This is a genomic window from Marinobacter sp. ANT_B65, assembly GCF_002407605.1.
Classification (GTDB): Bacteria; Pseudomonadota; Gammaproteobacteria; order Pseudomonadales; family Oleiphilaceae; genus Marinobacter.
Genome location: NZ_NXGV01000001.1, coordinates 2,202,936 through 2,216,721, shown reverse-complemented (window position 1 = coordinate 2,216,721; position 13,786 = coordinate 2,202,936). Strand labels below are relative to the sequence as shown.

The window sequence follows — 13,786 nt, the reverse complement described above, 5'->3', positions numbered from 1 at the left end:
GCACGAATGGCGTAACGATGGGGGCGCTGTCTCTACCCGAGACTCAGTGAAATTGAAATCGCCGTGAAGATGCGGTGTATCCGCGGCTAGACGGAAAGACCCCGTGAACCTTTACTATAGCTTCACAGTGAACTTTGAACATGTTTGTGTAGGATAGCTGGGAGGCTTTGAAGCGTGAACGCCAGTTTGCGTGGAGCCAACCTTGAAATACCAGCCTGGCATGTTTGAGGTTCTAACTCTGTCCCCTTATCGGGGATGAGGACACTGTGTGGTGGGTAGTTTGACTGGGGCGGTCTCCTCCTAAAGCGTAACGGAGGAGCACAAAGGTGGGCTAAGTACGGTCGGACATCGTACGGTTAGTGTAATGGCACAAGCCCGCTTAACTGCGAGACAGACACGTCGAGCAGGTACGAAAGTAGGTCATAGTGATCCGGTGGTTCTGTATGGAAGGGCCATCGCTCAACGGATAAAAGGTACTCCGGGGATAACAGGCTGATACCGCCCAAGAGTTCACATCGACGGCGGTGTTTGGCACCTCGATGTCGGCTCATCACATCCTGGGGCTGAAGCCGGTCCCAAGGGTATGGCTGTTCGCCATTTAAAGTGGTACGCGAGCTGGGTTTAGAACGTCGTGAGACAGTTCGGTCCCTATCTGCCGTGGACGTTGGAGATTTGAGGAAAGCTGCTCCTAGTACGAGAGGACCGGAGTGGACGAACCGCTGGTGTTCCAGTTGTCTCGCCAGAGGCATTGCTGGGTAGCTACGTTCGGACAGGATAACCGCTGAAAGCATCTAAGCGGGAAGCCCCTTCCAAGATGAGATCTCCCTGAGGCCTTGAGCCTCCTGAAGAGCCGTTCAAGACCAGGACGTTGATAGGTCGGGTGTGTAAGCGCTGCGAGGCGTTGAGCTAACCGATACTAATTGCTCGTGCGGCTTGACTATATAACACCCAAGACAATTGCGGATTTCGCAACGAAAAAATCAATATTGCTGTTCTTTCTCATCCCCCAGTGATCGACCGTTTTGTCTGACGACCATAGCGGCCTGGTACCACCTGATCCCATCCCGAACTCAGAAGTGAAACAGGCCTGCGCCGATGGTAGTGTGGCATTGCCCATGTGAGAGTAGGTCATCGTCAGACTCTTAATACCAAAAACCCCCTGCGGAACACCGTAGGGGGTTTTTTTTGTCTGAAAATTGCACCTGTGCAACGGGGAACTCTGTCTGTTATTTGGTGTTATGGCAGCCAGATTTCGAAAACTCCTCCTCCAAGATGTCCGCCATTGTGAAGCTTGATACAGCCCCTCCGTTCTCCCTCGCTGTGGAGGTCTGCTACTGCAGAAACAAAGAACAGGCCAAGGCTTGTACTACCAGTGGCGAAGTCCAGTGATTTAAAGCTCAGAGTGCTCGTATTCTGCATGCTCTCCGGATACCCCTCGCCATCATCTTCGACCCCGATGACAAGATAACCATCGCGCTCATCGGCGGTCAGTCTGATTCTGGTCTTTGTGTAGCGGATCGCATTGTTGATGGTGTTATTCAGGGCTCCTGTAAGCAGATCAGCGTCAAAAAAACCGTTTATGGCTTCGGCATCAATGGAACATTCGATTCCCAGGCCATCCAGTAGTGGTGTGTGCCTGGCAAGGTGTTCTGACAGAAAGTCAGGAACAAAGTGCTCTTCGATGTGGGCAGAAAGGTTGTTTTCGCCCAGTCTGTAGAGCCCCAGAAGTTGTACGAGATCGTTATGTATTCGCTCAGCTTCGTACTGCAGGGTATTGAACCTTTTAGAGTCGTTGAGCTTGTCCTGATTCTCCGCTCTTAGCTCATCCAGGGAATTGAGTAGCATTCCCAATGAATTTTTCATGTCATGCACTGCCAGAGCGAGAACCATGGAGAAGTCGATATTCCGGTTTTTCATAGGCTCAGTGCCTTCAGTTTACGTTGTAGTGCAATGTAGCGCCGGTATTGCCCATGCTGAGCTGGCAGGCCATCCAGGTGGTCGAGGTGTTGCTGACAGCGTTCCAGAAGCGCTTTGTTTTGAGTGTTGTTATCGTATTCCTTCATGAGTACCTGGACTTGATTCAGGTTCAGGGCAGGGTGATCCGGAATCATCTCCAGAGCTTTTGTGAAGATGCTCGCAGCCTCTTGGAGGTTGCCTGATTCAAAGGCGTTTATTCCATCCCGATTAAGGCGACGGGCTTTCACCTTCATGCGAAAGCTGACAGGTTCATCCAGCAGGCTTTCGATTTTTTTGAGAATGGCAGGGTTTTCGCCAAACTGTTCCGCCAGTTTTCCGAGCAAGGCCTTTGCTTCATTTCCGTGGCCGAGGCGAAACAGGGTTTTGGCGTAGTCCAGGCTGGTCTCCAGATCCGGGATATCACCCTTCTTCAGTTCCAGACGGATGCTTTCAAGTATTGATTCTGCTTTCAGGGTTTGCTCCTGGCCTGCGTAAATCCGGCATTGGATAATATGACTGCGAAGCGCAAGACTGCTGTCCTCCGGAAATCGCTTCTCCATACTGCCAAGAACCGACACGGCTTCATTGGCAAGTGTCTCGCCCTCTGGTCCGGTGTTACCTTCACTGAGGTCACATAGGGCATGGCTGAGGGAGAGGTAGTGGGTTGAACTGTCGTGGATGGAGTAGACCCCCAGGTCGACAGTATGCCGCCATGCCTCTACAGCCTTATCCATGTCCTGATTTGATTCAGCCAGTTCAGCCAGGTGTTTTTGGCGAAGCAATGCATTAGGGGAATAGTCAGCAGCCTGTTCGAGGACTTTCTGGGCCATTCCGGGCTTGTTAAGGCGTTCCAGGCCTTCTGCCAGAAGGTCGTAGGCTTCCATGTAGTCCGGGTGATTGGTTATCAGGCGTTGCAGGCTCGCTACAGCCTCATCGTAGCGATGGTTGGCCAGCAGTACTCTGCTACGTCCGAACTGAGCCCAGGATAACTCGCGCTGTTGAAGTACCTCGTCATATACCTTAATGGAATGGGAAAGGTCACCTAGCAGAAAATAGAGCTCACCGAGGGTTTTCATGAGCCAGGTTTTGTAGCGTGGGAGTCTGGGGATAGCCTGAATGCAGAGTGATATGGCTTCCGGATAGTTTTCCCGGTCAATTTCCCGGTTGATCGGAAGTAAAGCACTGCGTTGTCTGATCAGACTACCTAAGCGTTTCTCCAGCATGGTGCGGTTAATAGGCTTTGTCAGATAGGCGTCCGGCTGATACTCACGAGCGCCCATTACCATTTCCCTCGATGTTTCCGAGGTCACCATAAGAAACAATGAGGAGCGTTTCAGAAGCTTCTTGTGGCGAAGTTCTTCCAGAATATGCTGGCCGTTTTTGCCTTCACCAAGATTGTAGTCACACAACACCACGTCAACATGATTGTAAGTGCAGTACTGCACGGCCGGTCTGGCGCGTGCAACGAGTTCTATGTTGTCAGCCCCGCAGCTACGAAGCATATGACGCATGGAAAGCCGGAAGTTTTCGAAATCATCGATCACAAGATAAGCGAGCTTCCCGAATGCGCTTGTGCTGGAGTCTGGTTTTTTATCCGACGGGGTCATGAGCGTTTTTGTTTCAGCAGCTTGTTCACCATTGCCCTCAGTGCGGCTGGTTTCACGGGTTTGTATAGAATCTGATAGCCACGCTCTATTGCATCCTCCCGTACTTCAGTCGCCATATAGCCGGTTATCAGGATGCCTGGAATCTCGCGCCCGACGGCATGCCGTATAGAGTCCATTGCGTCCAGCCCATTCTTGTCGTCATCGAGCTGGTAGTCCGCAAGTATAATATCGGGTTGTTCTCCGTGCAGATGTTCCAGTGCCTCTTCGAGGCTCTGGGCCGCCGTAACATCGCACTGCCAGTTATCCAGAAGGGCAACCATCCCCCGGAGAATTGCCGGATCGTTATCAATACAAAGTACGCTTAATCCCCCCAGGCTGGAAACCCGCCGGGAACTTGTCGCAGCTGTTTCGGCTGCCTTGTAGGCCTGATCTGCCGGTGCAAGGGGTACTGTTATACCGAATACACTTCCTTTGCCCTGAACGGACTGGACACTCACTGGGTGATTCAGCATACCGCTGATTCGATCAACGATTGCGAGGCCAAGTCCCAGCCCGTTTTTGTCTCTACCGTGCTGAAAGCGCCGGAACTCTTCGAAAATAAAGGCGAGCTGGTCTTCTGGTATGCCTGGGCCGGTATCCCACACTTCTATACGGAGATACCCTTTGAGGCGGCGACAACCCAACAGAATTTTTCCCTCCGGGGTATAGCGTATCGCGTTAGACAGGAAGTTTTGCACCACACGGCGCAATAGTTTTGAATCTGAACGAATCCAGGCGCTGCTGGGCACAACGTGAAGCTTGAGCCCCTGGTCTTCCGCAATGGCAGTAAAATCTGTGGCCAGATGGCGCATGATGTCGTTTACCGGGAATACCCCAATGTCTGATTCCAATGCTCCAGCATCGAGCTTGGAAATATCGAGCAGGGTGCTGATTATTTCTTCGGCTGCGCCGAGTGAGCTATCAATATGATTTACGAGTTCTTTGGTTTCGGCGTTATTGGCTTTTCCGGCAAGCGCAGAAGTAAACAGCCGGGCAGCATTCAGCGGCTGAAGCAGATCGTGACTGGCTGATGCAAGAAAGCGGGTTTTACTCTGGTTTGCCTGCTCGGCAACAGATTTTGCTTTGAGCATCTGCTCGTTGATTACCTGCAGCTCCTGGGTACGCTCTTTGACCCTTTGTTCGAGATAGGTATTGGTTTCCTTGAGCGCCTGTTCAGTCCGGCGCATCGCTGTAATATCCTGAAATGTGGTTACGTAGCCGCCACCAGGGATCGGGCTGCCGTCTACTCGAACGATCGTTCCATCTGGCCGCTGGCGTTCGTAAGATATGGGCTTACCTTCGCGCATGCTGGAGTAGTGGTTTGTAATAATTTCATCGATGCGCCGCGCCGGGAGGTTCGCGTTGGTGAGGTTATAGCGCATGAGATCTTCAGCCGGGCGTCCAACTCTTACAAAGCCTTTCGGGTAAGTGAAGAGTTCCAGATAACGGTGGTTCCAGACCACCAACTGCTGTTGCTGGTTCACCACAGACACGCCAAGACTGATATTCTCGATGGCTGATTGCAGAAGCTCCCGGCTGAAGGTCATGGCTTGAGATGCTTCGTCAACAATGCTGACTACATCTTCTATCTGCATGTCGCGACCCGTAAGGGTCGACTCCAGAACAACCCTTGCGGTAGAGGCACCAATTACAGACGCCAGCTGGCGTTCTATGTATTTCATCAGATGAGATGAAGCCGGGCGATGTGGGTGGAGCCTTATAGCATTACGCCGTCCGTAATTCAGGAAAATGGTTTCGGAGCGCTCCTCTCCCATGAATCTGTCAGTAAGAGCTTGCAGATCTGATGTGAGAATTTCTCTTTGCCAGCTTTGATGCTGAACCGTATCGCCCTTGGGATGGGGGTCGCGGAAAAACGAGGCGATCTGGATCTTTTCGCGCACTCGTTGGCGGGTCACCAGAGAGAGTGTTACGTAGGCCAGTGTATTGATGCCCAGGCTCCAGATAATGCCATGGCTGGTCTGGTCGAGCTCAAGTCCGAATAATGCAGTGGGGCGCGTCCAGCTTAAACCCCAGATTCCCTGGTTGATCAGCGAATCGGTAAACCAGCCTGTTGATGTCAGGGCCGGGAGCAGTAGGGTGTAACACCACATGAGAAAGCCGAGCCCCAGTCCCCAGGTGGCACCGGTAGCATTGCCGCGCCTCCAGAGTATGCCACCCACCAGTGCCGGCCCGAATTGCGCGGCTGCGGCAAACGATAGCAGACCGAATGAGGTCAAACTGTAGTCTTCACCCGCCATACGGTAAAAACCATAGGCAGTCAGAAGAACGACAAAAATCGCCACTCTGCGAATGCCAAGCAGCAAGGAACTCAGGTCAGCCTGCCGGTTCATTCGTGGCCGGAAAAACTTGAGAAGTGCTGGCATGATGATTTCGTTGCTCACCATGGTGGCAATAGCAACCGAGCAGACAATAACCATGGCAGCAGCAGCGGATCCACCACCAAGGAATGCGAGAATAGCCAGCCATTCTTTGCCTGCCATAATGGGCAGTTGCAGGATCAGTATGTCGGGATTACTTGCTATTGCTTCAGGAGCAAGAAGGCCTGCTGCTGCAATGGGTAGTACGAAGGCGCTGGCCACCACGAGGTAAATCGGCATCGCCCAGCGGGCAACTTCAAAGTCCCGGGAGTCGGCATTTTCGACCACCATGACGTGAAACTGTCTTGGCAGGCAGATGATGGCAAGCATTGCCACCAGGGTTTGAGTGATGAACGCGGGAGCTTCAATCGCCTCTGTTGTCAGAATGCCCGTGAGGTCTGCCTGCTGGATATTTGCGAACAAATCACCAAAACCGTTGTAGAGCCCATACCCGACAAACAGACCAACGGCTACGAAAGCAACGAGCTTGATCAGTGATTCAAAAGCAACGGCCTGAATCATACCGCGATGATGCTCGGTAGATTCCAGGTGGCGAGTGCCAAAAAGTATGGTGAATACGGTGAGCGCAAGGGTTATATACCACGCAGCATCATTCCAGGCAGCGGAACTCAGCTCTCCCGCACCTGCACCTGGGTCGGACAACACACTGAAACCCATGGCGATAGCTTTCAGTTGCAGTGCGATGTAGGGCACGCTGCCGATCAGCGCGAAGGCTGCAATCATGGCAGCCAGCAGCTGGGATTTTCCATACCGGGAGGCGATGAAGTCTGCTATGGATGTGCTGTTGTTTCGTTTACTTATGTGAATAATCCGGCGCAACAGTGGAGCGCCGAAAACGAAAACCAGTAGAGGTCCGAGATAGATTGGCAGGAAGCCCAGCCCCTCCTGGGTAGCACGGCCGACGGCGCCGTAAAATGTCCAGGAAGTGAAGTAGACGGCCAGTGACAGCGAATACACATGGGTTCGTGCCAGTCGCTTGCGATAAAGCCCGGGATGTTTATCACCGGCCCAAGCGATGATAAACAGGATAGATATGTAGGTGATGGAAATTAAAACCAGCAACCAGGCACTAATCATATTTATTTATTTCCGTTATGTCGGGCGGCTTTATATTGCCCATTGCCGGAATATCAACCAGCACATACGGTGGAGAAAAGCAGGTCTTCCCGGTCCAGGACTTTCAGGTTGTCTACCCGTGGGGTTCCATCAGAACCGATGGGAACAACCTCTCGAGTCGTGCAGTTAATAATATGAACCCGGTGGGCGACTGTGTCTGTCATTTTCTGTTCAAAGCGGTAGAGCGTAAAACGGATGATATCCGGATTGCTCGTGTCGCGTGCGATGCTGTTCGTGTCTACAGTGGAGAACGCCGTTACGTACGGGTAAACCAGTGACCAGGGGCGCCAGAATATTCCTTTGCTCTCTGTACTCACGACTACTGCCTCTTCTGGCAGGCGTGACTGTTTATGATCGTACCAGATGTATTCACCATAGATCAGATAACCAAGCATGCCTGCTCCGGCAAATACCGGAATAATCCATTTCGGTGCCATATTGCGGGTAGCCGCCCGGATTCCGAGAGCGATACCTGCAGCACCCAGGCCACAAAATACGGTGGCGACAAGAGTCCAGAACATAAATGTGTTTCCTTAAAAAAGAACGGGCTTCCTCTAGGAGGAAGCCCGTTCAGTAACAACCTGTCAACACAATGAGTGGAACAGGTTAGGTTGTTGCTTAGTGGTCTTGAGCCTGTCCTGCACCGCGTGGGTAACGAACACTCTCAACCAGCTCCTGAATCTCAACGGGCGGCTCTTCAGTCGCATTGGATACAGCGAAGGCTACCGCAAAGTTGACGATGGCACCAATTGCACCAATAGACAACGGAGAGATACCGAATACCCAGTTCGCCGGAGTGTCAGCGAGGTTGGCTGTACCTGGTATGAAGAACCATCCTTTGTACACGAAGATGTACGTCAGAGTGAACGCCAGACCGCACAGCATACCCGCGATGGCACCGGTATTGTTAATGCGTTTCGAGAAGATACCCATCATCAGAGTCGGGAACAGGGATGCAGCTGCAATACCGAATGCCAGTGCCACAACCTGAGCAGCGAACCCTGGAGGATTTGCACCGAGGTATGTTGCCACAACAATCGCAACGGCCATCGAGATACGGGCTGCCAGCAACTCGCCTTTATCTGAAATTCCCGGATTAAGCGAACCTTTGATCAGATCGTGACTGATTGCCGAAGATATCGCGAGTAGCAGGCCGGCTGCTGTTGAGAGTGCAGCTGCCAGACCACCCGCGGCGATCAGACCGATAACCCAGCCAGGAAGATTGGCAATCTCCGGGTTGGCGAGTACCAGGATGTCACGGTTTACGTCCAGTTCGTTTCCTTTCCAGCCGCGGGCATCAGCCTCAGCCTGGAATGACGGAGCATCATTGTAAAGCTGGATGCGGCCATCTTCGTTTTTGTCAACAAACTTGATCAGGCCGGTGACTTCCCATTCTTTAACCCACTGTGGACGATTGTCGTATTCAATCGGCTCAGCAGCGGTACCATCAGGATAAATGGTTGTCATCAGGTTCAGACGAGCCATGGACGCTACAGCCGGAGCTGTAAGGTACAGCAGCGCAATGAATACCAGAGCCCAGCCCGCTGACCAGCGAGCATCAGCAACCTTGGGAACGGTGAAGAACCGAATGATAACGTGCGGAAGACCAGCAGTACCGATCATAAGCGTCAGAGTGAACAGCACCATGTTCAGGTGGCTATCGACATCTGCAGTGTACTCATTGAAGCCTACGTCACTGATGATCTGATTCAGTTTGTCGAGAATCGGCATGCCTGAATCGATGTGTGTGGAGAACAGACCCAGTGCAGGGATCGGGTTACCGGTCAGTTGCAGCGAAATGAACACTGCGGGAATGGTGTAGGCAATAATCAGTACAACATACTGGGCAACCTGAGTGTAGGTGATGCCTTTCATGCCGCCGAGTACTGAATAGATAAAGATTACGATAGCTGCGATGATCAGGCCGGTTGTTGAATCAACTTCCAGGAAGCGGGAGAAGGCAACGCCGGCACCAGCCATCTGGCCAATAACGTAGGTCAATGATGCAACGATCAGGCAGATAACCGCTACCAGACGTGCGTTCTTGCTATAGAAGCGGTCGCCGATAAACTCCGGAACCGTGAACTTGCCGAACTTGCGCAGGTAAGGCGCCAGGAGCATAGCAAGCAGAACGTAACCACCTGTCCAGCCCATAAGGTAGGCTGAGCTGGCGTAGCCACTGGCTGCGATAATGCCGGCCATGGAGATAAAGGACGCTGCGGACATCCAGTCTGCACCAATTGCCATACCGTTGGTGACAGGATGAACGCCGCCGCCGGCAACGTAGAAGTCTTTTGTGCTTCCGGCCTTGGCCCAGATAGCGATAAGGATGTAGATGAGGAATGACCCACCTACAAACATGATGTTAATTCCGAATTGGCTCATACGCTTATTCCTCGCTCACGCCGAATTGTTCATCGATTTTGTTCATTCGCCACGCATAGTGGAAAATCAGACCAATGAACGTGAGAATTGAGCCCTGTTGAGCGAACCAGAAACCCAAATCCGTGCCGCCGATAGGGATACCGGAGAGCATGGGGCGAAGAAGGATTGCGAAGCCATAAGAAACCAGAGCCCAGACAATAAGGCTCCCGAATATCAGGCGAAGATTCGCCTTCCAGTATTCTTTAGCGTCATAGTTGTGACCTGACATAGGATTACTCCTGTCTTGTTGTTGTTGATCTATGATGGTTTTTCGGTGAGCTGAGCGAACCAGAGAGTTTATTATTCATATTAGTATTTCCCCTACTTGTCCTCCTCTACGACTCTACCCGTCGGTTGATTTATAGATATTGGCAAAAAGTCTAATTTTGAGCTTATTGCTGTGACAGGCATCTGTTTCTTCAGGATTTCCCGTGTGGGAGTTACATTCGGTGCAGGCTTTTCAGTTGGCGGTGGTATCGCAATTTGTCGTGCAGTTCCTTGAGGGTCCTGAGGCCATCTTTGTGGGCTTTGTTAAGTGCAACAAGGGTCAGCTCGGCGGTAGCCAGTGCATCTGAAGCCGCATGATGTCTTTCGTTTACCTCCAGGCCAAAATGGTCTGCCCAGTTATCCAGGCCTTTGCCGTTGGTGAGTGCGTCCGGGAAAAATGCAGGCAAGAGGTCAGCCACGTCCATCCATGTATGACTTTGGGTATAGCCAAGTTCCGCCTTTAGAGTCTTTTCGAGAAACTTCTGGTCGAATGCGGAGTGATAGGCAAGCACAGGGGCGCCATTCATCCACTCAAGCAGAAACAGCAGTGCATCTTCCGTCTCATGTCCCTGAGTAAGGGCTTCCGGCCCTATGCCGTGAATCAATACTGTTTTGGTGATGTCCAGTTCAGGGCGTCTCAGGATCAGGTCGAACTGATCACTGAGGTCGATTGCTCCGTTGTTGATTGCAACTGCGCCAATGGCGATGACTTCATCCTTTGTTGTATGCAGCCCGGTGGTCTCGAGGTCCAGAACAATCAGGCGACATTCCGAGAGCAGTTGATCCCCGGGGATTTTAGGGGAGGGCATATTCGCAGGTCCGGCGTGGCCCGTCTGGCCTGCCCGGCGACGTTCAATCCATTGTCTGAGCTGTTCAAACATGAGGCGGCGACCCGGGTTTATAGTTGATAGGTAACTTCGAGTTTCTGTTGCAGGCGCTGAGCCTGGCGGAACGATTCACGTAGAATGCGCCTGTCCAGCGGATTCAGATCGTCCGGATCTATGTAATTGGTGAGTTCTTCACCCTGGTCCAGCATTTCCTGATGTGCCCGCATGCGAATAGCCTGGATAAGGCTGTAGGCTTCTTTCCAGGCGTTGGCATCCTTGGCATCAAAAACACCTTTCCTGACCAGCTCATCCATTCTTTCAAGTGTATTTGCACATTCAACACCATTGGCAAGCGCAAACACGCGTACGGCTTCCACAAAAGGTGCGAGGCCCTGACGCTTAAGGTCCACGCTGTGTTTCTTACCCTCAGAAACGTAGCGGAAGCTGCGGAACATGGTCAGCGCTGGTTTTCTCTGGAATGCGTTGCCTGCAAGCATTTTTTGGAAAAGCGCGTTTTTCTGGATTCTTGTGAGCACTTTTTCAAAGAGTTTGTGTAAAGGGTCCATCGGGCCGAACACTGCTCTCATGTCCAGAAAAATGGATGAGTAGACAAGGTTTTGCGGAGTGGATGCGTCAATAAAACGGATGAACCAGTCATCCCACTCGCGGTCGCTCAGGCACAGCTTCGGGTTGCTTGCCATAATATTACCTTTGCACAAGGTAAAGCCGCATTCGGCAAGCTCGTCGTTGACTGTCCGGGCGAATGGCAGCAGCTTTTCTCTTACCTGATCTTCAGTCATACCCTCCGGCGTCTGGAAAAGGATGCCGTTATCCTGGTCTGTAAGCAGTGTCTGTTCCTGCCGTCCTTCGCTGCCAAAGGTGAGCCAGGTGAATGGAATGCCCGGGTCGTTTTTCTTGATATTGAGTTCCAGGACACGCCTGACAGTAACGTCGTTGAGCGTTGTGATGATCTTTACTACCTGTCCCGAATCTGCGCCATGGGCCAGCATGGCATCTACCAGGCGGGAGACATCCGCGCGCAGGCTTACCAGTGTCCGCAAATGTGTGGCGGTGCCAATGGTGCGTGCGAGGTTAACCAGATCAACCCGTTGCAGCGAGAACAGGTCACGTTCAGACACCATTCCGATCAATTGCTTATCCTCATTGATCACGCAAAGGTGTGCAAAGTGGTGTTCTGCCATCAGCATGGCTGCATCGAAAGCATCTGCATGGGCGGGAAGGCAGCAGGGGGTTTTCGTCATTATCTGGCGGACGGGAGCCTCCAGCGTACAGGTCTCTTCCGCAATCATTGTGCGTAAATCGCGGAGGGTAAAGATTCCGGTCGGGTGTCTGCTGTCATCGGTGATAACGATACTGCCGACATTGTTTTCATGCATGCGGGCTACCGCTTTGCGGATTGGCAGGTCTGGCGAGCATACAATAGGGTTTCGAAGGGCGTAGCGTTCGAGCGGCGTGCTCAGGGATATGCTTGAGCCAATGGACGCCATCGCGCCCGTTTGTATACGCTGGTTTACCTGGTCCAGCAGGCTGCTGACACCGCGCAGGCAGAAATCACGGAACGGCTCGCTTTCGGATATCAGAGTTACGAAAGCATCCTGCTCAATGCTCAGGCAGAAAGTGTCACCAGCGGCACGGTGTAGCGTCCGGGTAGGGCGTTCACCTATGATGGCCGCGAGGGGAAAACACTCACCCTGGCTTATTTCAAACGTAGTTTCGGTTTTGTCGGCTTTCTCGTTGTGGCGCTCTCCACGGATCCGCCCCTGTTTCACAACATAGAATCTTCGGACAATACCTTCGTCGGGCGACAGAACAACGTCACCATCGGCATAGAATCGCAACGTGGCGTGTTCGGCAAAGTGTGCGAGATGATCGTCATCCATGCTGGAGAAAGGCGCGTGCACCCGCAGGAAGTTCATAATAGAGCGGGTATTCTGGGGGCGTGTGCTGTCCTGATTTCCTGATGACATAACCGGTTCCATGTGATGGTTATTATTGTCTGCTTACAGTGTAGTTCACTGACGCGGAGGATCACTCTACGATTTTGGTCGCAGTGTATGGTTACAACATTGCAAGGTCCTCCTGCTTTCTTTATGGCAAGCGTTCCGGGTGGTAAAGTTCTTTCATTCAACAGGTTATTGAAAATAGGGCCATGACTACGAAAAATGATCGCCTCAGTTTTCTTGAGGAAATGAAGGACGTCCGGCGCATTCGCAAGACCAATCGCGCCGAGATAACCTCGCCCCGGGAGCTGACGCCTGGCCACCTGGAGCGTCAGCGATCGGCTGTTGAAAAACCGTTCAGTGACGCAAACCCACTGACCTCCGACACGGTCGATCCTCTGACGGCGCATGACATACTCTGCTGGCAGCGCCCAGGTATTCAGAATGGCGTTTTCCGCAAGTTCAGGCTGGGACAATATCCCATTGAAGCAAGGCTGGACCTGCACCGGATGACAGTTGAACAGGCACGCAAGGACGTATACCAGTTTATCGGCGATTGTGTCCGTTACGGGTTGCGCTCCGTCATAATCCTTCATGGTAAGGGTGAACGTAATCCAGATGGTGTGGCCATGCTCAAGAGCTATCTTGCGAAATGGTTGCCGGAGCTTACTGATGTGCTCGCATTTCATTCGGCCCAGAAACGCCATGGTGGAACCGGTGCCGTCTATGTCATGGTGCGCAAGGGTGAACGCGAGAAGCGACTCAACAGGGAGGTCTATGGCGCGGGTTAGGACCCTTTGGTGCCGGAAATTATAAATTCTGCTTTAAACTATTCTGAACTCAGGAGTTTCTCATGAAGAATGCAGTATTGGTGATCTTTGCGGCTCTGGTTCTGGCGGGGTGTCAGGACCGGGTAATCTGGGATGATCAAGGCAAGGCTGAAAGCGCAACCGAAAACCGTGAGGTTTGGGATTCCAACGGAAAAATGAAGACCGGTGAGCGCAAAATCTGGGTCAACAAAGACGGCGAACAAGTTGTTAAGTAAGGCTTGTTAAAACAGGTATGTTGCTGAAAACAGATGCCCGGCACCCGCCCGGGTATTACACTTGGCAAAGATAAACTGCTCCACATACTGATAGCTGGAGAGCACATGAGCTGGCGCGATTCATTGCGAATAGCCTGCGAGCCCT

The 13,786-nt window shown here is 52.2% G+C and carries 10 protein-coding genes and 2 rRNA genes; 4 read left to right on the top strand and 8 right to left on the bottom strand.

The genetic code is table 11. The annotated features are described in order from the left end of the window. Together CPA50_RS10155 and rrf are read left to right on the top strand one after the other, a co-directional pair. Nucleotides 1–941 (top strand): 23S ribosomal RNA (locus tag CPA50_RS10155); the annotation flags it as partial. 84 nt (nucleotides 942–1,025) lie between these two features. Then, nucleotides 1,026–1,140: ribosomal RNA gene (rrf, locus tag CPA50_RS10150) — 5S ribosomal RNA — on the top strand. 96 nt (nucleotides 1,141–1,236) lie between these two features. Here the strand turns inward: rrf and CPA50_RS10145 are convergent. The 8 genes from CPA50_RS10145 to CPA50_RS10110 form a co-directional block, all read right to left on the bottom strand. Then, a complete protein-coding gene (locus CPA50_RS10145) occupies nucleotides 1,237–1,917 on the bottom strand; it encodes a sensor histidine kinase (protein ID WP_096782251.1) in 681 nt (226 codons plus the stop codon). Then, nucleotides 1,914–3,563 carry a tetratricopeptide repeat-containing response regulator gene (locus CPA50_RS10140; RefSeq protein WP_096782250.1) on the bottom strand — a complete coding sequence of 550 codons (1,650 nt, stop codon included), beginning with the start codon at nucleotides 3,561–3,563 and terminating at the stop codon, nucleotides 1,914–1,916. Before CPA50_RS10140 ends, CPA50_RS10145 begins: the two co-directional genes overlap by 4 nt. After that, a complete protein-coding gene (locus CPA50_RS10135) occupies nucleotides 3,560–7,078 on the bottom strand; it encodes a PAS domain-containing hybrid sensor histidine kinase/response regulator (RefSeq protein ID WP_096782249.1) in 3,519 nt (1,172 codons plus the stop codon). The genes CPA50_RS10140 and CPA50_RS10135 overlap by 4 nt, the downstream gene beginning before the upstream one ends. Nucleotides 7,079–7,131: 53 nt before the next feature. Further along, nucleotides 7,132–7,638 carry a hypothetical protein gene (locus tag CPA50_RS10130; protein WP_096782248.1) on the bottom strand — a complete coding sequence of 169 codons (507 nt, stop codon included), beginning with the start codon at nucleotides 7,636–7,638 and terminating at the stop codon, nucleotides 7,132–7,134. Between the two features lie 97 nt (nucleotides 7,639–7,735). Further along, nucleotides 7,736–9,502, bottom strand: a complete 1,767-nt coding sequence (locus tag CPA50_RS10125) for a sodium:solute symporter family protein (RefSeq protein WP_096782247.1) — start codon at nucleotides 9,500–9,502, stop codon at nucleotides 7,736–7,738. 4 nt (nucleotides 9,503–9,506) lie between these two features. Beyond that, a complete protein-coding gene (locus CPA50_RS10120; RefSeq protein ID WP_096782246.1) occupies nucleotides 9,507–9,770 on the bottom strand; it encodes a DUF4212 domain-containing protein in 264 nt (87 codons plus the stop codon). Nucleotides 9,771–9,981: 211 nt separating this feature from the next. After that, entirely contained in the window at nucleotides 9,982–10,689 is a 708-nt protein-coding gene (locus CPA50_RS10115) for a PolC-type DNA polymerase III (protein ID WP_096782245.1), read from the bottom strand. A 17-nt stretch (nucleotides 10,690–10,706) separates the two neighbouring features. Then, nucleotides 10,707–12,623: a putative nucleotidyltransferase substrate binding domain-containing protein gene (locus tag CPA50_RS10110; protein ID WP_096782244.1), complete on the bottom strand. Its 1,917-nt coding sequence runs from the start codon at nucleotides 12,621–12,623 to the stop codon at nucleotides 10,707–10,709. 182 nt (nucleotides 12,624–12,805) lie between these two features. On the opposite strand from CPA50_RS10110, the gene smrA reads away from it, so the two are divergent. Together smrA and CPA50_RS10100 are read left to right on the top strand one after the other, a co-directional pair. Then, nucleotides 12,806–13,387, top strand: coding sequence for a DNA endonuclease SmrA (gene smrA / locus CPA50_RS10105; RefSeq protein WP_096782243.1), 582 nt, complete (start codon nucleotides 12,806–12,808; stop codon nucleotides 13,385–13,387). Nucleotides 13,388–13,449: 62 nt separating this feature from the next. Next, nucleotides 13,450–13,641, top strand: a complete 192-nt coding sequence (locus tag CPA50_RS10100; protein ID WP_096782242.1) for a membrane lipoprotein lipid attachment site-containing protein — start codon at nucleotides 13,450–13,452, stop codon at nucleotides 13,639–13,641. Nucleotides 13,642–13,786: the final 145 nt, after the last annotated feature.

Excerpts from the sequence above, each read along its gene's own strand:
- CPA50_RS10145 (WP_096782251.1), bottom strand. The coding sequence starts at position 1,917 with ATGAAAAACCGGAATATCGACTTCTCCATGGTTCTCGCTCTGGCAGTG.
- CPA50_RS10140 (WP_096782250.1), bottom strand. The coding sequence starts at position 3,563 with ATGACCCCGTCGGATAAAAAACCAGACTCCAGCACAAGCGCATTCGGG.
- CPA50_RS10125 (WP_096782247.1), bottom strand. The coding sequence starts at position 9,502 with ATGAGCCAATTCGGAATTAACATCATGTTTGTAGGTGGGTCATTCCTC.
- CPA50_RS10130 (WP_096782248.1), bottom strand. The coding sequence starts at position 7,638 with ATGTTCTGGACTCTTGTCGCCACCGTATTTTGTGGCCTGGGTGCTGCA.
- CPA50_RS10135 (WP_096782249.1), bottom strand. The coding sequence starts at position 7,078 with ATGATTAGTGCCTGGTTGCTGGTTTTAATTTCCATCACCTACATATCT.
- CPA50_RS10115 (WP_096782245.1), bottom strand. The coding sequence starts at position 10,689 with ATGTTTGAACAGCTCAGACAATGGATTGAACGTCGCCGGGCAGGCCAG.
- CPA50_RS10120 (WP_096782246.1), bottom strand. The coding sequence starts at position 9,770 with ATGTCAGGTCACAACTATGACGCTAAAGAATACTGGAAGGCGAATCTT.
- smrA (WP_096782243.1), top strand. The coding sequence starts at position 12,806 with ATGACTACGAAAAATGATCGCCTCAGTTTTCTTGAGGAAATGAAGGAC.
- CPA50_RS10110 (WP_096782244.1), bottom strand. The coding sequence starts at position 12,623 with ATGTCATCAGGAAATCAGGACAGCACACGCCCCCAGAATACCCGCTCT.
- CPA50_RS10100 (WP_096782242.1), top strand. The coding sequence starts at position 13,450 with ATGAAGAATGCAGTATTGGTGATCTTTGCGGCTCTGGTTCTGGCGGGG.